This window comes from Gordonia sp. 11cp (assembly GCF_057767225.1).
This window is the reverse complement of sequence record NZ_CM173437.1, coordinates 2,573,239-2,598,744: the sequence shown is the minus strand read 5'-3', so window position 1 is coordinate 2,598,744 and position 25,506 is coordinate 2,573,239. Positions and strand designations below refer to the sequence as shown.

Sequence of the window (25,506 nt, the reverse complement as noted above, 5' to 3'; positions counted from 1 at the left end):
CGAGCGCAGCTCATTCTTGTCGGTGGGTGCCCGTATGTTTGAGTCATGCAGTTCGGGGGTGACGGCGCAGCCACTTCGGGCGAGAGGCCCGAGGCCGAGTCCTCGCTGCCCGCAGCGCTTTCCGACTTCGAGTTGTCTCCCGGGGAGCTCGTCGACGTCATCACCCACTGCGGCCGCGACCTGTTCGGCTACCTCGTACCCGGACGCCCGCCTGATCATCCGGCACGCAGCAAGCTCGCCGAGCAGCGAGCCACCCGCACCACCGCCCACCGTCGCGAAGTCGACGCGTGGAACGCTGCCAACCCACCGCCGTTCTGAACCACCCGGGCGGCAAACCCACCACAGATGGACCGACCAAGACCTGGATCGGGTGTGGGTTTGTCGATCCGTGGTGGGTTTGGGGGCTGCACCCCGCCGTCGCTCCAGAGCTGTCTATCGGTCCAGACGGCCGGCGAGGTCGCGGATGCGTGCGGTGATGTCGTCGCGGATCAGCCGCATCCGCTCGATGCCGTCGACGCCTCGAGCGGAGGGTTCGACGGTGTTCCACACCTCGACGTCGACCCCCTCCGGCGGAGTGACCTCGGCGGTCCCGACCACCACGACCAGATCCGCCGCGCGCATCAGTTCGTCGGTGAGTTGCCGCGGTTGATGTCCGGAGACGTCGGCGCCGACCTCGGCAAGCACCTGGGCGGACAATTCGTTGACCTGGCCGCCGATCTTCGCGTCGGTGCCGGCCGACGAGGCGGCGATCCGGCCGGTGACCGTTGACGTGAGGTGTTCGGCCATCACGGATTTGCCGCGGTTGCTCACGCAGACGAACAGCACGTCGTATGGGTCAGGCATCACGTACCGGCTCCTTGGTCGGATCGATGACTCCGGTGAACCTCTTTCGCAGCGCGAGGGAGACGTACACGAGCGCGACGAGGACGGGCACCTCGATGAGTGGGCCGATGACTCCGGCAAGAGCCTGACCGGAGGTCGCACCATAGGTCGCGATCGCAACGGCGATGGCGAGCTCGAAGTTGTTGCCGGCGGCGGTGAACGCCAGCGTGGTGGTCCGTGCGTAACCCAGCCCCATCGCGGCGCCGAGGACGAATCCGCCACCCCACATCACCGCGAAGTAGATCAGCAGCGGCAGCGCGATCCGCACGACGTCCCACGGGTGAGAGGTGATCTGCTCCCCCTGCAAGGCGAACAGGATGACGATGGTGAACAGCAGGCCGTAGAGGGCCCACGGCCCCAATCGCGGGAGGAACGAGGATTCGTACCATTCGCGGCTTCTGGCCCGTTCGCCGATGCGGCGGGTGAGATAGCCGGCGACCAGCGGGATTCCGAGGAAGATCAGCACCGACTTCGCGATCTGCCACGGCGAGGTGTCGATGGTCGTCTGTTCCAGGCCGAGCCATCCGGGTAGCACCGAGAGGTAGAACCAGCCCAGCACGGCGAACATGATCACCTGGAACACCGAGTTCAGTGCGACGAGGACGGCAGCCGCCTCGCGGTCGCCGCACGCCAGGTCGTTCCAGATGATGACCATCGCGATACAGCGCGCCAGACCGACGATGATCAGTCCGGTCCGGTACTCCGGCAGATCGGGGAGCAGAAGCCAGGCCAGCGCGAACATCAACGCGGGTCCGACGATCCAGTTCAGCAGCAGCGATCCCAGCAGCAGGCGACGATCGCCGGTGACCGAGTCGAGTCGGTCGTAGCGCACCTTGGCCAGCACCGGATACATCATGATCAGCAGTCCGAGAGCGATCGGCAGCGAGATGCCGTCGATCTCCACGGCCGCCAGCGCGTCTCCCAGGCCGGGAACGGTGCGGCCCAGCAGCAGGCCCGCGACCATCGCCGCGCCGATCCACACCGGCAGGAACCGGTCCAGCATCGACAGCTTCGCCGCGACCGCGGTGTCGGTGGCGGTCATGACCGGACCTCGCACGACCGGGCGTCCCCCACCACCGACGCGAGACCGCCCAGCAGATCGGAAAGATGTTGTAGCGCATCGGTGTTCACGCGGTAGTACACCCAGGTCGCCCGACGCTCACCGGTGATGAGACCCGCCTCCCGCAGCACCTTGAGGTGGTGCGAGATCGTCGGTTGTGAGACGTCGAACGGTCCGGAGATGTCGCACACGCACGCTTCGGCTCCCGGATGCGCGGCGATCTCCGACAGCAACCGCAACCGAACCGGATCCGCGAGTGCTTTCAGCACCGGCGTGGCCGTCTCCGCCTGGTCGGTGCTCAAGCCGCGCCCGACCGGCGACAGCAGGTTCTGATTCGACATGCGTCAATATTGACCGATGTCGAATCAGTGGGCAACCGTGACCCCTCACAACCGGCGCGCGTAGGGAGCGGCGTATCCGGTCTTCAGCGGTTCGTCCCCCAGCCACGCGGCGAGCTCCTCGGCCCGGGCGTCGAGCGCGCGACGCGCATCGCGGGGCAGCGGCTCCAGCGGGATGATGTCGATCGACGAGTCCGCGCGGCGATACCAGCCGCCGACGATGCGGCCGTCCCACCAGGCGGTCTGACCGCCGTTGCCCGCGGAGTCGAAGACCTCCGCGGCGTGGCCGCCGAGGTAGAAGCCGCGCTCCTTGTAGCCCATGGTGGTCGGGTCCAGTTCGGGCAGCAGGACGGCTTGCGGCTCGACCTCGTCGTCCGAGGCATCGGGTACATCGTCGGGCAGGACGTGGCCGACGCCGCCGCCTTCCAGGTCGACCTGGGTCGTGTCGAGTTCGGCGAGGGCCGCGCGGACCGCGGTCTTGGTCGACCCCAGCCACCAGGCCAGGTCGGTCTCGGTGCCGGGTCCGTACGTGCGCAGCCAGCGTCCGATCAGCGCGCAGTGCCCGTCGTGAACGCTGACCGACGGCAGTGCCTCGCCGAGCCAGAGGGGCATCGACGTCCAGGCCGGCCGCGACAGATGCCAGCCCAGGCGATTGGGGCCGCGGACGATCGCGCCTTCGGCGTCGAGCATGTTCAGCACCCGCGGACCCATCGGGGCGCGTCCCGCCCAGGCGGTGCCCGCGCCGTGGCTGATGTAACCGTCGAGAGCCGGTAGGCGCTCGCGCAGTTCGGTGGAGGTCAACGATTCCCCGCCGGCCAGTTCGGCCAGGACCGCCTGCCGGGCGGTCTCGATCCAGCCCTCCGGGTCGTCGAAGTCGGGACTGCGCCGGAGATCGCGCAGCATGTTGGTGCGCTCGGAGGCCGAGATCCGTGGCCCCAACGCCCCGACGGACTCGGCCAGGACGTCCCTCGGGAACACGAACAGGGTCCGTCGCATCGCGAGGTGCTTGACGAGCGTCCGCGCTTCGTAGAGGGCGGCGTCGACGGAGTGGCGCGCGAAGCCCGGGCCGACACGAGCCCAGGCGGCCAGATGGACCGTCGAGGGAGTGGTGGCGTGTAGACCGACCATGGTGGCGGCCGCCTCGACCGCGTCGACTGCCCGCGACGACGCGTCGAGGTGCGCCCGGCGCATGAGGCGTGCGCGGCGCTGTGCGTCGGTGATCACCGGTCGAGCGGTCATCGCTCGAGAGTCATCGATCGGGCCCCGCAAGCAGTCGCATGGAGAAATCGTAGTGAGCTGAGCCGACAAGTAGAGAGTGGCCCGGAGGAGGGGACGCGGGTGCCGGAGACCGCCGACCCCCGTCGACCCGGTGTCCGGCACCCGCGCGGTCGTGTGGGCCGAACGACACACAGCCCCCGACGGGCAGTGTTCGCCGAACACCTCCGTGTGTCCTTCGACCGACGCAACCTGTGCGCTTCCCGACGCCCGTCGAGTCGCGCCCCACAAGGAGACCCCACGAACGCCGCCCACTCCACCCCCACACCGGAAACCGCGACGAAGCCACTGGTCAAGCGGCTAACGGACTATCCGGACCGGACAGAACCGGTTCCGGATCCGGTTTCCGAACCGCCGGTCGACCCTGGTACGCACATCCGAGATGTGGCCGTCGCCACATCGGGTCGCCGATGCTGGCGCGGTGGGTTCGGCTACCGCATGATGGTGCGGTCGAACAGTCGGGGCGAGCATGGGGACAGCTGAGTGGATTTCGGTGAGGCACTCGCGCGACTGTTCGTGCAGGCAGGCCGTCCCACACTGCGGGCGTCGGCGACGCGGGCGCGGGTCTCGGCACAGCGGATCAGCGACTGGCGCAACGGGCGGCATCTCCCGCGGGACTTCGCGACCGTCGAACCGCTGCTCGTCTGGCTGACCGTCAGGGCTGTCGCCGCCGGCGCCGACGACGTCCTCACGATCCGGCAATGGCGAGAGATGTGGGACCACCGGACGCCCGACGAGGCCCGCGCGGAAGAGCCGTCCGCACCGCAGCAGGCACGACCGTTCGCCGGTCTCGCCACGTTGACCGCAGCCGACAGCCAGATGTACTTCGGCCGCGACGACGTCGTCGGCACCCTCGTCGACGCGATCCTGGCGGCACGCAAGGGACCGCCGCCCCTGCCTCCCGCGTCCCGGCTCGTCGTGGTGACCGGGGTGTCGGGATCGGGCAAGTCGTCGCTGCTGCGTGCCGGCCTCGCGCGGGACGCCCGGTTGGCCCCGCCCCGACTCGGCGAGATCACCCCGGGAGGCCTCGCCATCGCGGACCCGGCGGAAGCGGAGGTCACCGACGCGCCGGCTCCGACGCCGCCGACGACCGAGCAGGCGGTCATCGTCATCGACCAGTTCGAGAACGTCTTCTCCCTCGAGGACTCGCTGCGGGCCGAGACGCTGCGCGAGGTCGAGGAACTCGCGCACGACACCGTCGTCGTGGTCGGTGTGCGAGCCGATTTCTTCAGTCAGTGCGTCGAGCACCCGTTCCTCGCCGACGCATGGCAACACCGCTGCGTGATCGTCTCGGAGATGACGCGCACGCAGTTGCGCGAGGTCATCACCGCACCCGTCCGTCTCGCCGGCGGCCGGATCGAGACCGGACTCGCCGACGTGATGATCACCGAGCTGTACGAGGCGTCGACGGGCGGCGACCGGGCCGGCCGGCTGCCGTTGCTCGCGCACGTCCTGCAGGCGACCTGGGCGCGCCGCAGCGGCAACCGGATGACCCTGTCCGGCTACCGGGCAACCGGCGGTATCGCCCGCGCCGTCGCCGACACCGCGGAGGCCGCCTGGGCGGCGATCGACCCGCGGCATCGAGACCTCGCGCGCGCCGTCCTGCTCGCCCTCGTGCACGTCGGTCCGGCCGGGATCGCGCTGCGCGTGCCGCTGTCCACGGCGACCCTCGCGAACCGGTTCCCGCCCGAGGTCGCCACGGTCATCGACGAGTTCGCCCAGGCCAGGCTGCTCACGGTCTCCACCGACTCGGTGATGCTCGTGCACGACGTCGTGCTGACCGCGTGGCCACGTCTGGCCGAGTGGATCGCCGACGACACCGACAACCACCTGTGGCGTCAGCAGCTCGACGCCGACAGCGCGGCGTGGCTGGCCAACGGCCGGGGCCGGTCGTTCCTCTACACCGGGTCGCGTCTCGACGACGCCAAGCGCCGGCGGCGGACACTCCGCAGTGACTATCTGCACCTGCTCAGCAAGGAGAACGACGCATTCCTCGACGCCGCGGTCGCCATGCAGCAGCGGCGACGCCTCACCCGCATCGGTGCGGTGTCGGTCATCGTCGTGCTGGCGATCGCGGCGACGATCACCGCGGCGATCGGGTTCCGGCAGGCCCACGACCTGCGGCAACAGCGAAACGCCGCCGAACGGTCGGCACTGCTGTCCCACATCGACAGCATGCAGTTCTCGAACCCGTCGCTGGCGGCGCGGCTGCTGCTCGTCGCGCACCGGATCTATCCCGACGACCCGACGGTGGAGAGCCGCCTGCGCGGGGCCGCGACGACTCCGCTCGTGACACCCCTGACCGGTCACACCGGCCCGGTCTACGACCTGTCCTTCGACCGGACGGGCACCCGGCTCGCGTCGGCGAGCGGCGACCGGACCGTCCGCGTCTGGACGCGGTCCGGTTCGTCGGACTACCGGGAGTCCGCGGTTCTGCGCGGCTTCGGCAACTACGTCACGAGCACCGACTTCCACCCGACGCGGCAGCTGCTGGCGAGCAGCAGCGGCGACGGCTCCGTTCGCATGTGGGACCTGACCGACGCGGCGAACCCGCGCGCGGCGACGACGGTGTCACCCGGCCACGGCACGGTCTACATGGTGCGGTTCGCCGCCGACGGCCGCACCCTGGCCGCATCGTCGGACGACGGCACCATCACCGTGTACGCGGTCTCCCCGACCGGTTCGATCCGGGAGACGGCCGTGCTGCGCGGTCACACCGCCGCGGCGCGGACCCTGTCCTTCAGCCCCGACGGTCGCACCCTGGCCAGCGGCGGCGACGACCGGACCGTGCGCCTGTGGACCACCGGCGAATCACCGCAACCCCTGGGTCCCCCGCTCACCGGTTTCCCCAGCATCACCCACGCCGTCGCCTTCAGCCCCGACAGTCGATCCCTCGCGGTCACCGGCGACAGCCCCAACGCCCAACTGTGGGATGTCGCCGACCCGCTCGCGCCCCGCCCGTTGAGCACCTCCCTGCCCAACAGCACGGCGGGGTCGTGGTCCATCGCCTTCGACAGCTCGGGTTCACAGCTGGCCTCCGCCCGCGCCGACGGTCTCGTCCGGGTGTGGAACACCGCCAATCCCACCTCGCCGACCCTGCAGTGGGCGCTGCAGACCACCTCCGAGCAGGGGTCGGTGCGGACCTTCTCCGCCCGCTTCGACCCCAGCGGCGACCAGCTCGTGTCCGGTCGTTCCGACGGCACCATCGACGTCTGGAGCCTGCCCGGCCGGACCGAACCCGATCGTGGCGGGACGATCACGGGGCTGGACACCGACGCCGCGCAACGAGTCCTCGCGACGGTCGGCTCCGACACGACCCTGAACCTGTGGACGACGTCCGGCGGCCTCACGCTGCGATCGCGAACGCCGATCCAGCGCCGGGTCAACGACCATCCGCGTGTCAGCCTCAACGGCCCGGGCACGCTGGCCGCGACCGCCAACAACAACGGTGGGCTCGTCGAGCTCTGGGACATCGCCGACACCGCGGCCCCTCGACGCGCCGCGGCCCTCGGCGTCGCCACCCGCTACTCCTTCCCGGTCGTCTTCGCGCCGTCGGGGAACCTGCTCGCGACCGGCGACACGGATACCACCGTGGCCCTGTGGGACACCTCGGACCCCCGCTCCCCGCGACGGGTGGGTGCACCGCTGCGCGGACCGACCGACCTCATCCGCAACGTCGCGTTCAGCCCCGACGGCACGCGGCTCGCGCTGACCTCCGACGACAAGCGCGTCTACCTGTACGACCTCACGTCGTCGAGTCCGGACCCGGTCGACGTCATCACCGACGAGGCGCCCATCGCCCAAGCCGCCTTCGACGACGGCGGTGTGCTGGTGGTCGCCTCCCGCGACCTGTCCACCTGGCGCCTGCCGCCGGTCGGCTCCGACGCCGAACCGGAACTCCTCGACCGGCAGGAGGACATGTTCGCCTCGACGGTCTCGATGGCGCCCAACCGCCTCGCGGTGGGCACCGCGACGCACGAGCTGATCAGCTTCGCGCTCGACGACGACGGTCAGCTCACCGATCGGCAACCGGTCGGGACATTGCTCGCCACCACCGACACCACCACCACCTGGCAGCTACCGGTCCAGCTCCCGTCCGACGAGGAGATCATCTCCGGCGGGGACACGACCGGGAACGTCTACCTGCACACGCTCGACCTCGATGTGGCCCGCGACTGGATCTGCGCGAGCACCGCACCCCTCACCGACGCGCAGCGCGGCGCCTATCTCCCGCACGTCGACGTCCGTGCGAATTGCGGTCGGGACTGAATGTTGTCGGCCGGCAGGTGACCTCGACGGACGCGGCGTCCTCGCTGCGCTCGGTCGACGCTGCTCGGCCAGCAGAGGGGTCGCAGCGGGCATCACCGGAAGCCGAGCACCTCGTCGCCCCATGCCTCCCAGATGTCGCCGTCGAGGTTCTGCACCACCCGATCCTCGGCATCGATGCGCAGCACCGGACGGTGGCCGGTGTCGTAGGTGGGCCAGGGATCGCCGAGCGACCCGGCGTCCGGCTCCTGTCCGTGCGCGAACGCGGTCCATCGTCGGACCATCCTCTCGGACACCGCTTCTCCCTGCTTGCGGCCGCCAAGCAGGAACGTGACGTCACGGGGCCCGGCTCCGAGATTGCCCCACACGTACGGGACCTCGGTGGCGTGGGCGGCGCCGAGGCCGAGGAGGCGGAACATCCTCGTCGTCCAGTCGTAGCGGTAGACGTAGACCGGCGCCGAGCGTGCGTGCGCCTCGGCCAGCCACAGCGTGGGCATGCGGAACGCCACGTCGCGGGCCACGCCGAGCCCGGTGACCTTGGGACGCAGACCCGAATAGGCCGAGAGCACCTGGGCACGCTGCGGGAGGACGACGTCCGGGTACTCCTTCGTCATGCCGGCGAACATCCGCTCGATGTCGGCCGTGGTGATCGGCATGAGCGGGGACTTCATGTACTTGAAGAGATTCGCCTCGTCGCGATTGGTCCCGATGATCAGCGGCACCGGATGCGCACGGCCTGCCCGATAGACGTCGAGGGGATGCTCGGGCAGCAGATCGCCGTCGATGACCGGCGCGAACGCGATGGTGCCCGGGGTCTCGGCGGGGATCTTCTCGAAGAGAGTGGTGGTGAGCGCCGAACACGTCATGCCGTCGAGCGCCTCGAGCCGTCCGACGACGTCGCCGGTGTCGAGTTCACCGGCGTCGATGCCGGCGACCTCGAGCAGTTGCGCGGCAACCCGCGCCGCCCGCTCGGACCCGTACATCGAGGTCACGGGCGAGCTCTGCGCGATCGCCCGGCCGAAGAGCCCGGCCGCGGCCGGCATCGTGAGCAGTGCGGTGACCAGTCCCGCACCCGCCGATTCGCCGAACACCGTCACCTTGCCGGGATCGCCGCCGAACGCGGCGATGTGGTCGTGGACCCAGTGCAGCGCCGTCAGCACGTCGCTGAGTCCGGCGTTCGATTCGAATCGCCCGTCGATCGACGAGAGGTCGGCGAACCCGAGGACCCCGAGCCGGTAGTTGAGCGTCACGACGACCACGTCCCCCGTGGCGGCGAGGTTCGAACCCTCGTAGAACGGCTGGGCCCCTGATCCCAGGACGTAGGCGCCGCCGTGCAGCCACACCATGACCGGCAGTCCGACGGCATCGTCGGCATGCTCCGAGGCACCCGGCGGGGTCCACACGTTGAGGAACAGACAGTCCTCGTCCATCACCACGTCCGGGCCCAGCCGCACCGCGGGGTTCAGTTGTTGCGGGCAGACCGCGCCGAATCTCGAGGCATCGACGACGTCCTCTGGCGCGTCGCTCTCGGCGAGGGGCACCGCCCGGCGCCAGCGCAGCTCCCCCACCGGCGGACGGGCGTACCGGATGCCCCGCCACACGTCCGCCCGCTCGCCGACGACACCGCGGTAGGTGCCGACGCGGGTGTGGGCGAGCGGTCGCGGGCCACTCGCAGCTTCTCCCACGGATGAGGGTGGGATGGCGGAGGTGCCCGGTTCGTCGTGCTTCATCAGTCCATCGTGCACCGTGAACCTGTTCCGGTTGTCCGGAATTTCACCGCGCCTCCTGGGTAATGTGACCCCATGGAGCTACTACGCAACGTCGTAATCTTCCTGCACATCATCGGCTTCGCCGTCACCTTCGGCGCCTGGGTGACCCAGCTCGTGGCGCGCGAGTTCCGCGTCACCCGCGTCATGGACTACGGGATACTGCTGTCCCTGCTGACCGGGCTCGCACTCGCGGCGCCGTGGCCGGCCGGAATCGACCTGAACTACCCCAAGATCGGGATCAAGCTCGTGATCCTGCTCGTTCTGGGCGCGATCCTCGGCATGGGCAGCGCACGCCAGAAGCGCACCGGCGAACCCGTACCCCGGCCCCTCTTCTGGGCCGTCGGCGCGCTGTCGCTGCTCGCCGCGGGTCTCGCGGTCATCTGGTGACCGACCGCGCCCACCGGGCCGGACCCGCGAAACGACAACGCCGCGCACCGGATCGGTGCGCGGCGTTTGTTCGTGGAGCCCCCTGTCGGGATTGAACCGACGACCGCTCGCTTACAAGGCGAGTGCTCTACCACTGAGCTAAGGAGGCACGCGCGGCCGAGTATATCGGCCGGACCGCTTCCCGGTTCATCCCACCCGGGCCGATCGGACGCTCCCCGATCAGCCCCGGATCGCGGCCACCGCCTCGATCTCCACCAGCTGCTCGTCGTAGGCGAGGACCGAGACACCCAGCAGGCTGCCCGCGGGCTTGTGATCGCCGAAGGCCTCGGTCACCGCGTCCCAGGCGACCACCAGATCGGCCTGCAGGTGCTCGGCGACGAACACGGTGACCTTGGCGACGTCGCGCAGCGTCGCGCCGGACTCGATCAGCGCGGCCTCCAGGTTCTTCATGCACTGCACGGCCTGTTCGCGGACGTTCCCGGGAGCGACGGTCGCGCCGTCGTCGTCGATGGGCGCCGCGCCTGCGGTGAAGACGAGACTCCCGGGACTCACCGTTGCGCTGCGGGTGTGGCCGTCTCGAGGACCGTTGATGTGCACGGAGGACATGCCCGCGATCGTAGACCAGCCGCGGAACTCAGCCCTCCAGCGCGGAGTCGATCACGGCGGCCAGTTCCACCGGACGGTCGCTCTGGACCGAGTGGCCGGCACCGGCGATCACGACTTCGGAGAATCGCGCCGCGCGCTCGGCGAACTCGCGGGCATCGGCGTCGTCGACGAAGGTCGAGTCACCTCCCCGCACCAGGGTGAAGTGGGTGTCCGCGGTCTCGACGTGCTCCCACAGCGGGCGGAAGTCGTCCGCACCCGAGAGCCGGTCGTAACGCCACTCGTACCGGGTGCCGACCGGCTTGCTGTTGTGTATGACCCCACGTCGTATCGCCGACCGCGGCCGGTGTGGGGCCATTGCCGCGATACTGTCCGTCATGGTCTCGATGTCATCGAAAAGAGCTGGGCCGCTGGCCAACTCGGTCGTCCCGCGCTGGTCCGCCGACATCCCCTGCAGGCGCGTCGAGACCGACGGTGTCACATCGACGATTACGGTGTGGGCCACCAGCGCCGGGCGCAGACCGACCGCGCGGATGGCGGTCAACCCGCCCAGCGACATGCCGACGAGCATGCGTGCACGAGGCGCGACCTCGCCGATGACCGGCAGCACGGCCTCCGCCGCCGTCCACGGCATGTAGTCGCGATCCGCCCGCCGATCCGAATGTCCGTGACCGGGCAGATCGATGGCCACCGCGGACAGATCGGGGCGCCGGCAGATCAGCTCGAGGATCACGCTGTCCCAGGTGTGCGCGTTCTGCGCGCCACCGTGGAGAAACACCACCTCGGGATCTGCTCGCCCCCAGCGCAGAGCACTCAGCGCGCGCCCCTCGACGTCGACGGTCTCGCGTTCGACGACCGGCAGCGGGAAGTCATCGCGCCCGATCTCCGCGCGATTCTCGGCGAGATGGTCGAATTCGTCCGCGATCGATCCCGTCATGATCTCTCCCTGGGCTCCGTGCGGGATCATCCCGCCTGCGTCGACGAAGAAAGCGCCTGGCATGTCCGAAATACTGTGTACCACCACCGGACAGCTGCCGTCGTGAATGTTTGATCGGAACGCGGCACCCTGCCCGAACCGCCCGGACGGAGGCGGTGTATCCAGTCTCCTGTCAGGGTTGAACCGGTCGGGAGCCGGTTACCCCGCGAGCACTCCCCCACCGACCCCAGGAGGCCTGCGTGCGCGAACAGATCGGCCGTGTCCTGCGCCGGCTCAGCGGCAGCCGGCAGGCGACGATCGACACCATCGAACCCGGCAGCATCATGGTGTCGCCGCGCAAGCCGATCGAACCGTTCGACGTCGCGGCGATCACCGAGGTGCTCGATCTCGCCACGAAGATCGGTGCGGTCCTGCTCGACTCCGGCACCGGGGCCATCGACACCCAGACACAGATCAAGTTCGTCGCCGGCGTGTACGGCCTCGAGGACGTCGACGTCGACGTCACCTACAACACGATCGTGGTCAGCGCGCGGCGCGGCGCGACGCTGCCGCCCATCACGACCATGGAGCAGGTCTACTACCGCTCGATGGACTTCACACGGCTCGCGCAGGTCGACCGGCTGGTCCGCCGTATCCGTGATTCGTTCATCAGCCCGTCGACCGCGCATCAGATGGTCGACGAGATCATCACCGCGCCGCACCCGTATCCGCACTGGCTGGCCACGACCGCCTGGGGGATCATGGCGTCGGGCATCGCGGTGCTGCTCGGTGGCCAGTATCTCGTCGCCGCACTGGCCTTCGCGACCACCGTGGTGACGGTCAGCATCAACCGTCGCCTGAACCGCATCGGGACCCCCGTCTTCTTCCAGCAGGTCCTCGGCGGGTTCGTGGCCGTAGTCCCCGCCGCCCTCGTCTTCGCCGCGGCCGAACGGCTCGGGGTCCAGATCGCGCCCTCGCAGGTCATCGCGGCCGGCATCGTCGTCCTGCTGTCCGGGCTGTCGCTGGTCGGCTCGGTACAGGACGCGATCACCGGCGCGCCCATCACCGGGGTGGCCCGCTTCTTCGAGTTGCTGCTGATGACCGGCGGCATCATCGCCGGCGTCGGCGTCGCGATCCGGATCCTGGAGGCGGGGGGCATCTACCTCCCGACCATCACCACGACGACCAGCTTCGAGGTCGTCGAACTCCCCATCCGGGTGGTCGCCGGCGCAGTGGCCGCCTGTGCCTATGCGCTGGCCAGCTACGCCGAGACGCGCGCGCTCGGGGTGGCGTTCCTCGGCGGCTTCATCGGCACCGCCGTGGCGGCCGCATCGACCTTCACCGACATCGGCGACGTCATCGCCAACGGTCTCGCGGCGGCGTTCGTCGGCCTGATCGGCGGCCTGCTGGCACGCCGTGCGCTGACGCCGCCGCTCGTCGTGGCGGTGGCCGGCATCACCCCGCTGCTACCGGGTCTCGCGGTGTATCGCGGTCTCTACGGCATCCTCGGCGATCAGACGCTCGACGGCTTCACCTGGATCGCGAACGCGTTGGCCATCGGCTGCGCTCTCGCCGCGGGCGTCACCCTGGGCGAGTTCGTCGCCCGGTCGCTGCGACGTCCCCAGCTGCCTCCCCGACCGGACTGGCGACTCCGCCGCCGGATCGCGCTGCGCGAGGATCGCGAGGCCCGTCAGGCGCACGCCAACGCCCGCCGGGGCCGACCGAACCGCCGGCGACCACCGACGCCGCGACTCTGACGCGAGGCGGGTGACCGTGAACCCCCGCGAGGCCCGGGTAGAATACGGAGTCGGGCGTGTCCTCGGACGGCAGCGTGGCATCACCAGGAGTCCGGGGACGCCGCACCACCGCGCCGGCTGACATCGCGCGCCGAACGCACACCATGCCGCACAACGAGGGGACTCACATGCCCGCGAAGACGACCGACATCGCCGACGAAGAACTGGAACCCGTGGCCGACGAGACCGCCAACTCGGCGCGCCGCGTCGTCGCCGCGTACGCGACCGACGCCGACGAATGCCGGATGCTGTTCGCCATGCTGGGGATCGCGCCGGGCGAGAACGCCTGACCAGGTGGCTCCGCGAGCAGGAGAAACCCACCCCGACGCCGACGGCGTGACCGGGACCGACCGGAACATCCACGACGGGGCGGAGTTCGTCGTCGTCGCGAACCGTCTGCCCGTCGACAAAGAGGTCCTTCCCGACGGCACCGTCAATTGGAAGCGGAGTCCGGGGGGACTCGTGACCGCGCTCGAGCCGATCCTGCGCGCCAACACCGGGGCATGGGTCGGATGGTCGGGGATTCCCGACTCCGACGACAACCCCGACATCGAGGGCATCGACATCCACGCGGTCCCGCTCTCGACGCAGGAGATCGCCGAGTACTACGAGGGCTTCTCCAATGCCACGCTGTGGCCGCTCTACCACGACGTCATCGTCAAACCCGAGTACCACCGCGAATGGTGGAACGCCTACGTCGAGGTCAACCGGCGGTTCGCCGAGGCGGCGTCGAAGGCCGCGGGCGAGGGTGCGGTCGTCTGGGTGCAGGACTACCAGCTCCAGCTGGTACCCAAGATGCTGCGGATGCTCCGACCCGATGTGAAGATCGGCTTCTTCCTGCACATCCCGTTCCCGCCGGTCGAACTGTTCATGCAGATGCCGTGGCGGACCGAGATCGTCGAGGGCCTCCTCGGCGCCGACCTCATCGGCTTCCATCTGCCGGGCGGGGCACAGAACTTCCTCTTCCTGGCCCGGCGCCTCGCCGGTCAGGCGACGAGCAAGGGCACGGTCGGCGTGCGCTCGCGTTTCGGCGTGGTGCAGGTCGGGTTCCGGACCGTGCGCGTCGGCGCGTTCCCCATCTCGATCGAGTCCGGCGAGCTCGACGCCCAGTCCAAGACCCGCAAGATCCGGGAGCGGGCCGCCGAGATCCGCCGCGAACTGGGCAATCCGAAGACGATCATGCTCGGCGTCGACCGGCTCGACTACACCAAGGGCATCGACGTCCGGCTCAAGGCCATCTCGGAGCTGCTGGCCGAGAAGCGGCTCGAGCCCGCCGACACGGTGATGCTGCAGCTCGCGACGCCGAGCCGGGAACGCGTCGAGAGCTACAAGCAGATGCGCGCCGGCATCGAGCAACTCGTCGGGAACATCAACGGCACGTACGCGAGCGTGGGACAGCCCGTGGTGCAGTACCTGCATCGTCCGGTGCCCCGCGAAGAACTGCTCGCCTTCTTCGTGGCAGCAGACGTCATGCTGGTCACGCCGCTGCGTGACGGCATGAATCTCGTCGCCAAGGAGTACGTGGCCTGCCGGGGCGATCTGGGCGGCGCGCTCGTGCTCAGCGAGTTCACCGGCGCGGCAGCGGAACTGCGTTCGGCCTACCAGGCCAATCCGTACGACCTCGACGGCGTGAAGGACGCGATCGAGGCCGCCGTCGAACAGAGCGAACACGAGGGCAGGCGACGCATGCGCGCGCTGCGGAGGCAGGTTCTCGCCCACGACGTCACGAAGTGGGCCGAGAGCTTCCTCGGCACGCTCGGCGCCGACTCCGACACCGAGCTGTCGGCCAATCGGGGTGTCCACCTGGTGGACGAACCGGAGTGAGCGACAACGGGATTCCCGCCGAGCTCACCGAGGCGCTGACGCGGGCCGCCGGCGTCGGGGTGCTGCTCGTGGCGAGCGACTACGACGGATGTGTCTCGCCGATCGTGTCGCGGCCCGAGGACGCCGTTCCCCTCCCCGCGTCGATCGACGCTCTCACGGCCGCCGCCGCGCTGCCGGACACCGTCGTCGCAGTCGTGTCCGGTCGCGAGCGCGCCGTGCTCGCGGCACTGTCCGGCCTCACCGCTCCGGTGGTGCTGGTCGGCAGTCACGGCAGCGAGTTCGAGTCCGGCTTCGCGGTCGAGGTCACCGACGAGGCCCGCGCGTTGCTCAACCGGCTGATCGACGAGTTGTCCTCCATCGCAGCCGAATTCCCGGGCAGCACAGTCGAGGTCAAACCGGCCAGCGCCGTGCTGCACGTGCGCAACGCGTCCGAGACGGACGCCGTCTCCGCGCTCGACCGTGCGCGCAACGGCCCGGCCTCCTGGCCGGGCGTGCACGTGACCGAAGGCAAGGCGGTCCTCGAACTCGCGGTGATCGAGACCAGCAAGGGTCACGCACTCGACACCCTGCGTGAGGCCGTCGGCGCCGACGCGGTCATCTACCTCGGCGACGACGTCACCGACGAGAAGGCCTTCGCCCACCTCCGCCCGGGGTCCGGCGACGTCGGCATCAAGGTCGGCGAAGGCGACACCGCCGCCGCATACCGCATCGCCGACACCGACGACGTGGCAACGGTTCTCGCGTTCGTCGCCGAACAGCGGGCACGCGCGGCCGACTAGGCCGGCATCGCGACGAGCGGGTCCGTGGCCACCGCCCGGCGGGCACTCTCGCGGATCACCTCGTGCACGAAACCGAGTTTGCGTACGACCGGTTCGGGGATCGTGAACGGGTACAGCGGCCGGCGCCCCATCGCCACGTTCACCCTGTTCAGCATGAGCGACAACCACTTCCAGTCGTAGAGCAGACGCTCGATCGGCTCGTCGGCGTACGACCGGAGCGGCACGATGTCGCGCTCCATGGTGAACCGGACCTGCTGGGCATCGAGATTGAGCCCGGATTCCCGGGCGGTGTCGATGGTTCCGGTGATGTGCAGGTAGTGCGCGAAGCACTCGGCGAAGTCCTCCCACGGGTGCATCGTGGCGTACTCGGAGATGTACGAATCGTGCCAGTTCTCTGGTGCCCCGAACCGATAGTGCCGCGTGATCGCGTCGGCATAGCTCGCGCGTTCGTCCCCGAACAGGTCCCGGCAGCGCTCGAGGTACCGGTCGGCACCCGGGCCGGTTTCGACGAGGACATGTTCGAAGTAGTGACCTGTCTCGTGCCGGAAGTGACCGAGCATCGTGCGGTACTGCTCGCCGAGGTCGACCCGTAGCCGCTCACGATACGCATCCTGGGTCTCGGCGAGGTCGATGGTCACCACACCACCCGCGTGACCGATCATCACCGGCCTGCCGAGGGTCTGACTCGACAGCAGATCGAACGCCAGGCCGCCGTCGGTGCGCCAGAACGGCTCCACCGGCAAGCCGAGATCGACGAGTTGATAGATCAGCAGCCGCAGGTCGAAGGACGCCGGGGCGAGCTTCTCGAGCGCGATGGTGTCCTCGGCGTCGGGCTGACGCCGGATCAGGGACTCCGGAAAACAGCGTCCGCGCAGTCCGATGCTGTCGTCGGCGACCTCGGCCGGGGTCAGCCAGTTGCAATGGGTCCGGTCCCACAACGAGCATCGGACCCACCGGATGCCATCGATCTCGACCCCGTCCGCCGAGACCGCGTACAACGACCGTGACGGGAGGTGCACGCCGACGGTCGTCCCGCAGTTCGGGCAGGTCTGACGGTCGAAGCCGGACAACGCATTACAAACCGGACAGGTGAGCGCATGCACGCGGCTCAGCCTATCCGGATGCGCGCATTCCCGTCGTCGATCGGAAGGTCCCCCCGTACCGTCGCCGTCACCTCGTAGGAGTTGAGGTTGATCGAACCGCGATGGTTGTCGAGGAATGCGGTGTCGGCGGCGTCGCGGCCGGTCGAGATCCGCACGAGGCTCTGCCGTGGGGCCAGTCCGGTCGCGTCGACCGACACCCATTCGCCGTCCACGATCGCCTCGGCGACGGCATGGAAATCCATCGGCGAACATCCGGGCGCGTAGACCGCGACGAGCCGCGCCGGGATGTTGAGGGCCCGCAGGAGCGCGACGACGAGATGCGCATAATCGCGGCACACGCCCGCACCGGCGAGGAGGGTGTCGGCGGCACCGTCGATGGGGTCACTCGCGCCGGGGATGTAGCTGAGCCGGTCCGACACGTAGGCGGCGACCTGCCGCAGGATCTCGCCGTCGGGCAGCGACGAGTCGAACTGACCGGCCGCGAACCCGAAGAACTTGTCGCACTCGGCATATCGGCTCGGACGGAGATAGGTCGAACGGTCGGTGACGTCGACGGGCAGCGGGTCGGCGGGGGTGAGCACCGACGCCCAGTAGTCGATGGTCAGGACACCCCGCTCGAGCTGCAACCGGTGGATGCGGGAGCCGTGCTGCCCGATCATCTCCTCCGGGGTGACCGACCGGCCGTCGAATTCGACCTTGAGTTCCTCCTCCAGTTGGAGTCCGGGCAGTCGGGCGACGGTGATCTGCATCTCCAGTTCGGTGGGGTCGTCGACCCGCACCTCGAGCCGTGCGGACACATCGCGGGGCAGCGTCATGGACTCACCGTAGGGGATGCGCGCGACAACGGCAGCGGCAGGCGGTCGGGTGACCGGTCACAACGTCGCCATCGCCGCGACCGGATCCGCGTAGATGACACTGAGCGCCACCACGATCGCCGCGCTCTCCTGCACCCGCACACCGAACCTCGAGGGCGCGATCTCCAGCGGCCACGTGAGCGTCGTGGCTTCGTCGAAGGCCGCCTGCACCGGCGCGAGCCCGTGCGGGTGCGCGGCGAACGCGTCGCCGGCGACGACGATGGCATCGGGATTGATCACGTCCCGGATGAGCGCGACCGACTCACCGAGGACGCGGGCCCGTTCGTCGACGATCCGGGACGACGTGGGACTGATCCCGAGACGACGGGCCGCCGCCTCCGCGGCGTCGTCGCCGATGACGTTCTGCAATCGGACCCGAGTGAGTCCCGGCGCGAGCACGGGCGCCGTGACCGGCAGGTGGGCGATGGTGCCCGCCCCGCGTTCCGGCACATGCACCCGGCCGTCGAGAGTCATTGCCATACCGGCTGTTTCACGTGCGTAGAAGAACAACCCGGAGCCCCCGTCGTCACGCGGGTGGGTCAGCAGCAGCTCGGCGGCGGCCATCGCCTCGACGTGCTCGCACACCGACACCGGGGTGTCGAGGTGTTCGGCAAGTGTTGCGCCCACGCTGAGTTGATGCCAGCCCAGGACCCGATGGTTCACCACACCGGTCTCGGCGTCGACCGCACCGCCGACGGCGACGCCACCCCACAGCACCCGACGCCCGCTGAAGCGTGCGGCGAGTTCGGCGAGCAGTGCGCAGAGGTGCCGCAGGGCGTCCTCCTGGTCACCGGTCGGCGTGAGCACCGCATGGCTGTGCAACGTTCGTCCGCCGAGGTCGGCGATGGCGAGCACGGTTCGCCGGGCACCGATGTGCATCCCGGCGACACACAGCGAGTCACGGTCGAGGGTCAGCGGATTCTTCGGTCTGCCAATCGATTTCGGCCCCGCCAGGTCGGGTCGTTCGACGATGAGGCCATGAGCGGCGAGTGCGTGCACCTGACGGTTGATGGTGGCCGGCGACAGACCCGTCGCCGACGCGAGCTGATCCCGGGTCACCGGACCACCGACCCGGATCGCGTGCAGGACCGCCGCCGCCGGGGTGGAGGTCAGTTGCAGCGCCGCCGGGATGACTCCCCCACGCATGCGATGAATGTAGCAGTGCGGCGGGGGCGCCGAGGCGTGCCGACGGGCTGCGCGGCGGCCTTGCGGGCATCCGTATGGTTGAGCCCATGAGCACCGACACTGCCTCTCAGTCGACGGACAGCCGACCGATCGCCGTGGTCACCGGCGCGAGTTCGGGTATCGGCGCGGCCACCGCGCGGCAGCTCGCCACGCAGGGTTACCACGTGGTGCTCGGCGCCCGCCGGCTCGATCGGGTGACGGCACTCGCCGACGAGATCGGTGGCACGGGAAGACAACTCGACGTCACCGACGACGAGTCCGTCGCGGCGTTCGTCGCCGGGCTCGACACGGTGAACGTGCTCGTGAACAACGCCGGCGGCGCGAAGGGCCTGGACCCGGTCGCGACCGCCGACCTCGACGACTGGCGCTGGATGTGGGAGACCAACGTCCTGGGCAGCCTGCGGGTCACCAAGGCCCTGCTCCCCTCACTCGTCGCCTCGGGTGACGGTCTGATCGTCTCGGTCACCTCGATCGCGGCGTTCGAGGCCTACGACAACGGCGCCGGGTACACGTCGGCGAAACACGCCCAGGGCGTCGCCCACCGGACGCTGCGCTATGAACTCCTCGGGAAGCCGGTACGGCTCACCGAGATCGCCCCGGGCATGGTCGAGACCGACTTCTCACTCGTCCGTTTCGAGGGCGATCGGGAACGCGCCGACGCGGTCTACGCGGGGCTCACGCCGCTGGTCGCCGAGGACGTGGCCGAGGTCATCGGGTTCGTCGCGTCCCGCCCGCCCCACGTCAATCTGGATCAGATCATCCTCAAGCCGCGCGACCAGGCCTCGGCCCGGAGGAACATCAAGACGGGATAGTGCGGTCAGCGCGGCGCCGGCGCATTCGAGGTCGGCGCCCCGCTCGGCGTCGCAGGGACCGAGGTCTCCCGGACCTCACCCTCGACGGCGGACATCCCCTGCCACGTCTCCCAGTCGTAGATCCAGTCGTAGATGTCGCCGTCGGCCTCCGACAACGCGATCCGTGTCCCGGTGACCTCCACCGGGTCGCCGTACACCGCGACCCCGAAGTAGCGTTCGGCGTCGGACTCGGACAGGTTGATGCACCCGTTGGTGACGTTGGCCGAACCCTGGACGTTCACGGTCGCGGGGTTGGCGTGGATGAACTCGCCGTTGTTGGAGATCCGCACGGCCCAGCGTTCCCTGATGTTGAAGTAGCCCGCGGCCGGGTTGCTCATGAAGAACTCTTCGTACTTCTCGGTCACCACGTGGATGCCGGAGCGGGTGACGTTGCGGTCGAGATCGCCGCCGCCGTAACTGCACGGCAGGGCCATCAGCTCGACGCCGTCGCGGAGCACGACGATCCGGTGCGAGGACTCCTCGGCCTTCACCACCTGCGCGCGCCCGATGGAGAAATCGCTGGTCACATCGGCCGCCCCGTAGGCCCCGCCGCCGTGGTCGAGCCCGTAGAGCTTGGCGACCATGCTGACCTTGGTGCCGGGGGCGAAGTACTCGCGCGGCCGCCAGTGCACGCGGGAGCCGTTGTCCTCGCCGAGCCACGCCCACGACCCCTCGGTCGGCGGAGTGGTGGTGACCGTCAGCGCACGTTCGACGGCTTCCTTGTCCTCGACCGTGCCGTCGAACTTCAGGATGATCGGCGCCGCGATGCCGACCTCCTGCCCGTCGCCGATGTTGACGACGACGTTCACCTGACTCGACGGTGTCAGGGTGGTGAACGTCCCGGCGACCGGCACGACCTTGCGATCGAGACCCACCGCCGTTCCGCTCCAGGTGTATTCGGTGCCGTAGCCGAGCGGCTCGCCGATCGTGTAGCTCGTCCGGTCCGCCGACAGCTGCCCCTTCACCACGACTCCGCGCGGGTTGGTCAGTTTCACGTCGGGATTGAGGAACCCGTCGGTGGCCTTCACCGAGAACTCGGTCGTCGGGCCGGCCGGTTCGGCGTCGAGGGCGGGGGTGAAGGTCAGGCGGACCGGGGGATCGGCCGGCGTGTCCTCACCGGGGCCGAGGCCGGAGCCCGAGCAGGCCGCCACCGCGACCCCGAGCGCGCCGACCCCGGCCGCGGCGAGCACGGAGCGTCGGTTCACCGAGGTCTGAGGAGTCATCACTGAAACAACAGTACCGATGCGGCGCCTCGCATCGGTGGTGTGCGGGCCGCGGGGTCAGGCGTCCGGGGCGCCCGCGGCGTCGTCGTCGCGCGCCGCGGTACCGGTCCGCACGGACGGCAGGTGGGCCCGCTCGCCGGCATGGTCCATCATCGACAGCACCTCCGCCGGACCCTCGTACGAGCAGATCGCGTGCGGGATCATCGTCGAGAACTCCGCGGCGTCGCCCTCGGGTACGAGGACGGTGCGGTCGCCCAGCCACAGCTTCACCGTCCCCGACAACACCGTGAACCACTCGTAGCCGGGGTGAACACGCAGCTCACCGACGGGTTGCTCACGATCGAAGCGCATCTTGGCGACGGTCACGCCCTGCGGCGCGTTCTCCCGCGAGAGCAGCCACATCGTCATCCCCTCCACCGTGTGCGGCTGGGGCCGGATCACGACATCGGTGTCATCGGCGGGTTCGACCAGCTGATCCAGGGTCGTGCCCAGCGCGCGGGCGATCGGCACGAGCTGGTCGAGCGCCACCCGCCGGTGCCCGGTCTCGATCCGGCTGAGGGTGGACGGCGACAGGTAGCACCGGGCGGCGAGGGCATCGAGTGTCCAGCCCCTCGCGATCCGGAGTCCGCGAATGCGCTGGCGGACGACAGCATCGAGTTCTTGCGTCATTGGCAAGATGGTATGCCATCGGGGCATGACGCCGCTACCGTGAAGACATGACCAGCACCCACCATCACCACCCGGTCGGCGACCGTCACGCGCACGCGGGCCACGCCGGCGATCACATCCACGACCACGCCGACCACGCCCGGCTCGCCGCTGTCCTCGACCTCGACGCCGAACTCATGGCCGATTACCTGGACGACGCAGCGCGCCTGATCGAGGAGTCGTCGACACACGCGCCCGCGCGCATCGCCGATCTGGGCGCCGGCACCGGGACCGGCACCGAGGCGCTCGCGCGCCACTTCCCGCAGGCGCAGATCATCGCCGTCGACGGTTCGCCCGACATGGTCGCGCTCGTCGAACGTCGTGCGCGAGCGGGCGGTTTCGCCGATCGGGTGACCGCCGTCGTCGCCGATCTCGACGACGGGCTACCGCCCCTGGGGTCACCGGACGTCGTCTGGGCGGCCATGTCGCTGCACCACGTCGCCGATCCGCAACGCCTGTTGCGGGAGGCCGCGACCACGCTCGCCCCGGACGGGATCGTCGTGATCACCGAGATGGCGGGCGTCCCGCGCTTCCTTCCCGCCCACGAGGACACCGAGCTGCGTGCCCTGCAGGAGCGCTGCGAGACCGCGGCGACCGAAGCCGGGTGGGAGGCGCTCGTGGACTGGACCGACGCGTTCGACGCCGCCGGGTACGACGTGCTCCGGGTCGAGACCCTCCGGGTCGAGCGCAACGATCCCGGTCAGTCGGTGGCGCGGTACGCACGGCACTGGTTCACCCAGTTCCGGCTCCGTTTGGCCGAGACCCTCGACCCCGCCGACCTGGCCCGCCTCGAAGACCTGACCGACGATTCCGACTCCGACGCACAGCGTCGCCTCGACGACCTGACCCTGTCCGCCGGGCGGCTCCTCTGGATCGCCCGCCCGCGCACCACCGCAATCCCCACTCCCGAGAGCGAGCAACGATGACCACCCCCGTCACAACCGGAAAGAACTCCACCACAAGCGGATACGACGTCGCCATCGTCGGCGGCGGAGCTGCCGGCCTCAGTGCCGCGACGATCCTGGCGCGGTCCTTGCGCAAGGTCGTGGTCATCGACGCGGGGCAACCGCGCAATGCACCCGCCGCCGGAGCCCACAACGTGCTGGGGCAAGACGGGACCTCGCCCCTCGACCTGCTCGCCCGCGGGCGCGCGGAGGCGACCGGGTACGGGGCCGAGATCCGGTCGGACACCGTCGTCGACGCCGCCGGCGCCATCGACGACTTCACGCTGCGTCTCTCCTCGGGCGAGGTCGTCGCGGCGCGCCGCCTCATCCTGGCGACCGGGCTGGTCGACGAACTCCCCGACCTCCCCGGGGTCGCCGAACTGTGGGGTCACGACGTGCTGCACTGTCCGTACTGCCACGGCTACGAGGTGCGCGGGACCCGGATCGTCCAGATCGCGACGAGCCCGATGTCGGCGCATCAGGCGCTCATGTTCCGCCAGCTCAGCGAGCATGTCACGGTGATCGCGCATGACCCTGCCGCCTTGTCGGCGGACGATCGTGAGCATCTCGCGGCCACCGGCATCGACGTCGTGGACGCCCGCGTCGAACGCGTCCGGACGCGGGAGCGGGACGGGGCGACGCGCCTCGACGGCGTCCGCCTGACCGATGGCACCGTGGTCGAGGCCGACGCGGTGGTCGTCTCACCGAGGTTCGTGGTCCGCGGTGAACTCTACGAGCGCCTCGGTGGCAGCCTCGTCGACGGCCCGATGGGCATGGGCGGCGTGGTCGGGACCGGCCCGATGGGTGAGACCGAGCTGCCGGGCGTGTGGGCGGTCGGCAACACCACCACGATGAATGCGATGGTGACCGTGGCCATGGGTGAGGGCGTCTCCGCCGGTGCCGCGGTCAACGCCGGACTGGTGATGGCCGACCTCCACGCCAAGGCCTCCGCCCCGGCGTGACGGACGACCACCGTGCCGGGCGTCGTCGGCCGCCTACTCGGGGAAACCGTCGAGTACGGCGGCCGACGCGGACAGACCGAGCCGGGTCGCACCGGCCGCGATGAGCTCGGCGGCGAATGCGGCGGTCCGGATTCCGCCACTGGCCTTCACTCCCACGCGATCGCTCACCGCGGCCCGCATCAGTTGCACCGCCTCGACGCTCGCACCGCCCGCCGGATGGAACCCCGTCGACGTCTTCACCATCGACGCACCGGCCCGTTCGGCGCGGCGGCACACCTCGGTGACGGTCTCCGGTCCGGCGAGTTCCAACAGCGCAGCCGATTCGATGATCACCTTCAGGAGGGTGTCGTCCCCGACGGCCTCACGGACGGTGAGGACGTCGGCGAACACCTCGTCGAGCCGACCGTCGACGGCCGCCCCGACATCGATCACCATGTCGACCTCGTCCGCACCGGAGTCGACGGCCAGACGCGCCTCGGCCGCCTTGACCAGCGAATGGTGCTTTCCCGACGGGAACCCGGCCACGACGCAGGTCCGCAGTTCCCCGGTGTCGATCGGGAGCATCGACGGGGACAGGCAGACGGCGAACACCTCGAGCCGCGCGGCGTCGGCAACCGTGGCCTCCGCGTCGGCGCGGGTCGCCTCCGGCTTCAGCAACGTGTGGTCGATGATGGCGGCGACGTCGCCGCGGCGCAGGTCCTTGTTCGTCACACCGACGAGCTTGGCACACTGACTGTCGTGGCCCCCGGACAGACGACCCAGACCCAGGCAGATCAGACCGAGCACCGCTATGTGCTGACGCTCGGCTGCCCCGACCGCACCGGCATCGTGGCCCGGATCTCGACCTTCCTCACCGACGTCGGCGGCTGGATCACCGAGGCGGCCTACCACTCCGACGAGGAGACCGGCTGGTTCTTCACCCGTCAGGCGATTCGCGCGGATTCGGTGTCGTCGACCGCGGAGGAACTGCGCGCGCGCTTCGCCTCGGAGGTCGCCGCCGAACTCGGGCCCGAGACCGACTGGCACCTCACCGATTCGCGGGAGACCAAGTCCGTGGTCCTGCTGGTGAGCAAGGAGAGCCATTGCCTCATCGACCTTCTCGGCCGCGCTCACCGAGGCGAACTCCCGGCAGCGATCCGGGCCGTCGTCGGCAACCATCGCGAATTGGAGGACCTGGCCACCCGTTTCGGCGTCCCGTTCCACCACGTGCCGTTCGGGGGCGAACGCAGGGCCGAGGCCTTCGCCGAGGTGGGCCGGATCGTCGAGGGCTACGAACCCGACGCGGTCGTGCTGGCGCGCTTCATGCAGATCCTGCCGCCGCAGTTGTGTGATGCCTGGGCCGGCCGCGCCCTCAACATCCACCACAGCTTCCTGCCCAGCTTCATCGGCGCCCGGCCCTACCATCAGGCCTTCGCGCGCGGGGTGAAGCTGATCGGCGCCACCTGCCATTACGTCACCGCCGACCTCGACGCCGGCCCCATCATCGAACAGGACGTCATCCGCGTCGACCACAGCGACTCGGTCGCCGACATGGTCCGCCAGGGCCGCGACATCGAGACCCTGGTGCTCAGCCGCGGCCTGCGGTGGCACCTCGAGGATCGTGTTCTGGTCCACGGACGCAAGACCGTCGTCTTCACCTGAGGTCCCCGACACAGCGAACCGCCCCGCGACTCGAGTCGCGGGGCGGTTCCAAGTATGTTCCGGGCACTCAGGTAGTGGGCTCTTCCTCGCCGCCGAGCGAACCGGTGAGCACGTTGCCGAGGATCTCCTCGATAGCGCCG

24 protein-coding genes and 1 tRNA gene are annotated in these 25,506 nt (G+C 69.7%); 11 read left to right on the top strand and 14 right to left on the bottom strand.

From position 1 onward, the window contains the following. The first annotated feature begins 45 nt into the window (after nucleotides 1-45). Entirely contained in the window at nucleotides 46-318 is a 273-nt protein-coding gene (locus tag AC3B6C_RS11590; RefSeq protein ID WP_488376110.1) for a hypothetical protein, read from the top strand. A gap of 114 nt (nucleotides 319-432) precedes the next feature. Here the strand turns inward: AC3B6C_RS11590 and AC3B6C_RS11585 are convergent, their stop codons facing one another. From AC3B6C_RS11585 to AC3B6C_RS11570, 4 genes are read right to left on the bottom strand one after another with little or no spacing between them, the layout of a single operon-like run. Next, nucleotides 433-843, bottom strand: coding sequence for an arsenate-mycothiol transferase ArsC (locus AC3B6C_RS11585; protein ID WP_488376109.1), 411 nt, complete (start codon nucleotides 841-843; stop codon nucleotides 433-435). Then, nucleotides 836-1,924, bottom strand: a complete 1,089-nt coding sequence (gene arsB / locus AC3B6C_RS11580) for an ACR3 family arsenite efflux transporter (protein ID WP_488376108.1) — start codon at nucleotides 1,922-1,924, stop codon at nucleotides 836-838. The genes AC3B6C_RS11585 and arsB overlap by 8 nt, the downstream gene beginning before the upstream one ends. Continuing rightward, nucleotides 1,921-2,283: an ArsR/SmtB family transcription factor gene (locus tag AC3B6C_RS11575; RefSeq protein WP_488376107.1), complete on the bottom strand. Its 363-nt coding sequence runs from the start codon at nucleotides 2,281-2,283 to the stop codon at nucleotides 1,921-1,923. Before AC3B6C_RS11575 ends, arsB begins: the two co-directional genes overlap by 4 nt. Nucleotides 2,284-2,328: 45 nt before the next feature. Continuing rightward, nucleotides 2,329-3,519 carry a winged helix DNA-binding domain-containing protein gene (locus AC3B6C_RS11570; RefSeq protein WP_488376106.1) on the bottom strand — a complete coding sequence of 397 codons (1,191 nt, stop codon included), beginning with the start codon at nucleotides 3,517-3,519 and terminating at the stop codon, nucleotides 2,329-2,331. Between the two features lie 519 nt (nucleotides 3,520-4,038). On the opposite strand from AC3B6C_RS11570, the gene AC3B6C_RS11565 reads away from it, so the two are divergent. Further along, on the top strand, nucleotides 4,039-7,824 hold the full coding sequence (locus AC3B6C_RS11565; RefSeq protein WP_488376105.1) for an nSTAND1 domain-containing NTPase: 3,786 nt from the start codon (nucleotides 4,039-4,041) through the stop codon (nucleotides 7,822-7,824). A 92-nt stretch (nucleotides 7,825-7,916) separates the two neighbouring features. On the opposite strand, the gene AC3B6C_RS11560 is transcribed toward AC3B6C_RS11565, so the two are convergent. Next, entirely contained in the window at nucleotides 7,917-9,551 is a 1,635-nt protein-coding gene (locus AC3B6C_RS11560) for a carboxylesterase/lipase family protein (protein ID WP_488376104.1), read from the bottom strand. 72 nt (nucleotides 9,552-9,623) lie between these two features. Here AC3B6C_RS11560 and AC3B6C_RS11555 point away from each other — a divergent pair, with 72 nt between their 5' ends. Then, a complete protein-coding gene (locus AC3B6C_RS11555) occupies nucleotides 9,624-9,977 on the top strand; it encodes a hypothetical protein (protein WP_010842778.1) in 354 nt (117 codons plus the stop codon). A 73-nt stretch (nucleotides 9,978-10,050) separates the two neighbouring features. Here AC3B6C_RS11555 and AC3B6C_RS11550 read toward each other — a convergent pair. The 3 genes from AC3B6C_RS11550 to AC3B6C_RS11540 all read right to left on the bottom strand — a co-directional run bounded on the left by AC3B6C_RS11550 (nucleotide 10,051) and on the right by AC3B6C_RS11540 (nucleotide 11,580). Next, a tRNA-Thr gene (locus AC3B6C_RS11550) sits at nucleotides 10,051-10,125 on the bottom strand. A 71-nt stretch (nucleotides 10,126-10,196) separates the two neighbouring features. Beyond that, nucleotides 10,197-10,583 (bottom strand): RidA family protein, encoded by a 387-nt coding sequence (locus AC3B6C_RS11545; RefSeq protein WP_488358628.1) that lies wholly within the window; start codon nucleotides 10,581-10,583, stop codon nucleotides 10,197-10,199. Between the two features lie 28 nt (nucleotides 10,584-10,611). Next, nucleotides 10,612-11,580, bottom strand: coding sequence for an alpha/beta fold hydrolase (locus tag AC3B6C_RS11540; RefSeq protein WP_488376103.1), 969 nt, complete (start codon nucleotides 11,578-11,580; stop codon nucleotides 10,612-10,614). Between the two features lie 176 nt (nucleotides 11,581-11,756). On the opposite strand from AC3B6C_RS11540, the gene AC3B6C_RS11535 reads away from it, so the two are divergent. From AC3B6C_RS11535 to otsB, 4 genes are all read left to right on the top strand, one after another. After that, a complete protein-coding gene (locus tag AC3B6C_RS11535) occupies nucleotides 11,757-13,253 on the top strand; it encodes a threonine/serine exporter family protein (RefSeq protein ID WP_010842781.1) in 1,497 nt (498 codons plus the stop codon). A 167-nt stretch (nucleotides 13,254-13,420) separates the two neighbouring features. Continuing rightward, nucleotides 13,421-13,582 (top strand): hypothetical protein, encoded by a 162-nt coding sequence (locus tag AC3B6C_RS11530; RefSeq protein ID WP_010842782.1) that lies wholly within the window; start codon nucleotides 13,421-13,423, stop codon nucleotides 13,580-13,582. Nucleotides 13,583-13,628: 46 nt separating this feature from the next. Next, nucleotides 13,629-15,116 (top strand): alpha,alpha-trehalose-phosphate synthase (UDP-forming), encoded by a 1,488-nt coding sequence (locus tag AC3B6C_RS11525; protein ID WP_197282773.1) that lies wholly within the window; start codon nucleotides 13,629-13,631, stop codon nucleotides 15,114-15,116. Next, complete coding sequence (gene otsB, locus AC3B6C_RS11520; RefSeq protein ID WP_488376102.1) at nucleotides 15,113-15,895, top strand: trehalose-phosphatase; 783 nt, start codon at nucleotides 15,113-15,115, stop codon at nucleotides 15,893-15,895. Before AC3B6C_RS11525 ends, otsB begins: the two co-directional genes overlap by 4 nt. Here otsB and AC3B6C_RS11515 read toward each other — a convergent pair. From AC3B6C_RS11515 to AC3B6C_RS11505, 3 genes are read right to left on the bottom strand one after another with little or no spacing between them, the layout of a single operon-like run. Then, nucleotides 15,892-16,998, bottom strand: coding sequence for a zinc-binding metallopeptidase family protein (locus AC3B6C_RS11515; protein WP_014925361.1), 1,107 nt, complete (start codon nucleotides 16,996-16,998; stop codon nucleotides 15,892-15,894). The two genes, otsB and AC3B6C_RS11515, sit on opposite strands and share 4 nt — an antisense overlap. A gap of 5 nt (nucleotides 16,999-17,003) precedes the next feature. Continuing rightward, on the bottom strand, nucleotides 17,004-17,813 hold the full coding sequence (locus AC3B6C_RS11510; protein ID WP_010842786.1) for a transglutaminase-like domain-containing protein: 810 nt from the start codon (nucleotides 17,811-17,813) through the stop codon (nucleotides 17,004-17,006). Between the two features lie 57 nt (nucleotides 17,814-17,870). Beyond that, a complete protein-coding gene (locus AC3B6C_RS11505) occupies nucleotides 17,871-18,998 on the bottom strand; it encodes an ROK family protein (protein ID WP_488376099.1) in 1,128 nt (375 codons plus the stop codon). An 86-nt stretch (nucleotides 18,999-19,084) separates the two neighbouring features. Between AC3B6C_RS11505 and AC3B6C_RS11500 the strand changes: the two genes are divergently transcribed. Beyond that, complete coding sequence (locus tag AC3B6C_RS11500) at nucleotides 19,085-19,849, top strand: SDR family NAD(P)-dependent oxidoreductase (RefSeq protein ID WP_055475758.1); 765 nt, start codon at nucleotides 19,085-19,087, stop codon at nucleotides 19,847-19,849. Between the two features lie 5 nt (nucleotides 19,850-19,854). Here AC3B6C_RS11500 and AC3B6C_RS11495 read toward each other — a convergent pair whose 3' ends face one another. Together AC3B6C_RS11495 and AC3B6C_RS11490 are read right to left on the bottom strand one after the other, a co-directional pair. Further along, the gene (locus tag AC3B6C_RS11495; protein ID WP_488376098.1) at nucleotides 19,855-21,111 is read right to left on the bottom strand and encodes a L,D-transpeptidase; all 1,257 of its coding nucleotides are present in this window, start codon (nucleotides 21,109-21,111) and stop codon (nucleotides 19,855-19,857) included. A 57-nt stretch (nucleotides 21,112-21,168) separates the two neighbouring features. Beyond that, nucleotides 21,169-21,780: a helix-turn-helix domain-containing protein gene (locus AC3B6C_RS11490; RefSeq protein ID WP_010842790.1), complete on the bottom strand. Its 612-nt coding sequence runs from the start codon at nucleotides 21,778-21,780 to the stop codon at nucleotides 21,169-21,171. A 47-nt stretch (nucleotides 21,781-21,827) separates the two neighbouring features. On the opposite strand from AC3B6C_RS11490, the gene AC3B6C_RS11485 reads away from it, so the two are divergent. Beyond that, nucleotides 21,828-22,745, top strand: a complete 918-nt coding sequence (locus AC3B6C_RS11485) for a class I SAM-dependent methyltransferase (protein ID WP_488376097.1) — start codon at nucleotides 21,828-21,830, stop codon at nucleotides 22,743-22,745. Beyond that, complete coding sequence (locus tag AC3B6C_RS11480) at nucleotides 22,742-23,725, top strand: NAD(P)/FAD-dependent oxidoreductase (RefSeq protein ID WP_488376096.1); 984 nt, start codon at nucleotides 22,742-22,744, stop codon at nucleotides 23,723-23,725. The genes AC3B6C_RS11485 and AC3B6C_RS11480 overlap by 4 nt, the downstream gene beginning before the upstream one ends. A gap of 33 nt (nucleotides 23,726-23,758) precedes the next feature. Here the strand turns inward: AC3B6C_RS11480 and deoC are convergent, their stop codons facing one another. Next, nucleotides 23,759-24,436 (bottom strand): deoxyribose-phosphate aldolase, encoded by a 678-nt coding sequence (deoC, locus tag AC3B6C_RS11475; protein WP_488376095.1) that lies wholly within the window; start codon nucleotides 24,434-24,436, stop codon nucleotides 23,759-23,761. 27 nt (nucleotides 24,437-24,463) lie between these two features. Between deoC and purU the strand changes: the two genes are divergently transcribed. Then, nucleotides 24,464-25,366 (top strand): formyltetrahydrofolate deformylase, encoded by a 903-nt coding sequence (gene purU, locus AC3B6C_RS11470; RefSeq protein ID WP_488376094.1) that lies wholly within the window; start codon nucleotides 24,464-24,466, stop codon nucleotides 25,364-25,366. Nucleotides 25,367-25,506: the final 140 nt, after the last annotated feature.

Coding starts and splice junctions, on each gene's coding strand:
- AC3B6C_RS11590 (WP_488376110.1), top strand. CDS start 46: ATGCAGTTCGGGGGTGACGGCGCAGCCACTTCGGGCGAGAGGCCCGAG.
- AC3B6C_RS11585 (WP_488376109.1), bottom strand. CDS start 843: ATGCCTGACCCATACGACGTGCTGTTCGTCTGCGTGAGCAACCGCGGC.
- arsB (WP_488376108.1), bottom strand. CDS start 1,924: ATGACCGCCACCGACACCGCGGTCGCGGCGAAGCTGTCGATGCTGGAC.
- AC3B6C_RS11575 (WP_488376107.1), bottom strand. CDS start 2,283: ATGTCGAATCAGAACCTGCTGTCGCCGGTCGGGCGCGGCTTGAGCACC.
- AC3B6C_RS11570 (WP_488376106.1), bottom strand. CDS start 3,519: ATGACCGCTCGACCGGTGATCACCGACGCACAGCGCCGCGCACGCCTC.
- AC3B6C_RS11560 (WP_488376104.1), bottom strand. CDS start 9,551: ATGAAGCACGACGAACCGGGCACCTCCGCCATCCCACCCTCATCCGTG.
- AC3B6C_RS11555 (WP_010842778.1), top strand. CDS start 9,624: ATGGAGCTACTACGCAACGTCGTAATCTTCCTGCACATCATCGGCTTC.
- AC3B6C_RS11545 (WP_488358628.1), bottom strand. CDS start 10,583: ATGTCCTCCGTGCACATCAACGGTCCTCGAGACGGCCACACCCGCAGC.
- AC3B6C_RS11540 (WP_488376103.1), bottom strand. CDS start 11,580: ATGCCAGGCGCTTTCTTCGTCGACGCAGGCGGGATGATCCCGCACGGA.
- AC3B6C_RS11530 (WP_010842782.1), top strand. CDS start 13,421: ATGCCCGCGAAGACGACCGACATCGCCGACGAAGAACTGGAACCCGTG.
- AC3B6C_RS11510 (WP_010842786.1), bottom strand. CDS start 17,813: ATGACGCTGCCCCGCGATGTGTCCGCACGGCTCGAGGTGCGGGTCGAC.
- AC3B6C_RS11505 (WP_488376099.1), bottom strand. CDS start 18,998: ATGCGTGGGGGAGTCATCCCGGCGGCGCTGCAACTGACCTCCACCCCG.
- AC3B6C_RS11500 (WP_055475758.1), top strand. CDS start 19,085: ATGAGCACCGACACTGCCTCTCAGTCGACGGACAGCCGACCGATCGCC.
- AC3B6C_RS11495 (WP_488376098.1), bottom strand. CDS start 21,111: ATGACTCCTCAGACCTCGGTGAACCGACGCTCCGTGCTCGCCGCGGCC.
- AC3B6C_RS11490 (WP_010842790.1), bottom strand. CDS start 21,780: ATGACGCAAGAACTCGATGCTGTCGTCCGCCAGCGCATTCGCGGACTC.
- AC3B6C_RS11485 (WP_488376097.1), top strand. CDS start 21,828: ATGACCAGCACCCACCATCACCACCCGGTCGGCGACCGTCACGCGCAC.
- AC3B6C_RS11480 (WP_488376096.1), top strand. CDS start 22,742: ATGACCACCCCCGTCACAACCGGAAAGAACTCCACCACAAGCGGATAC.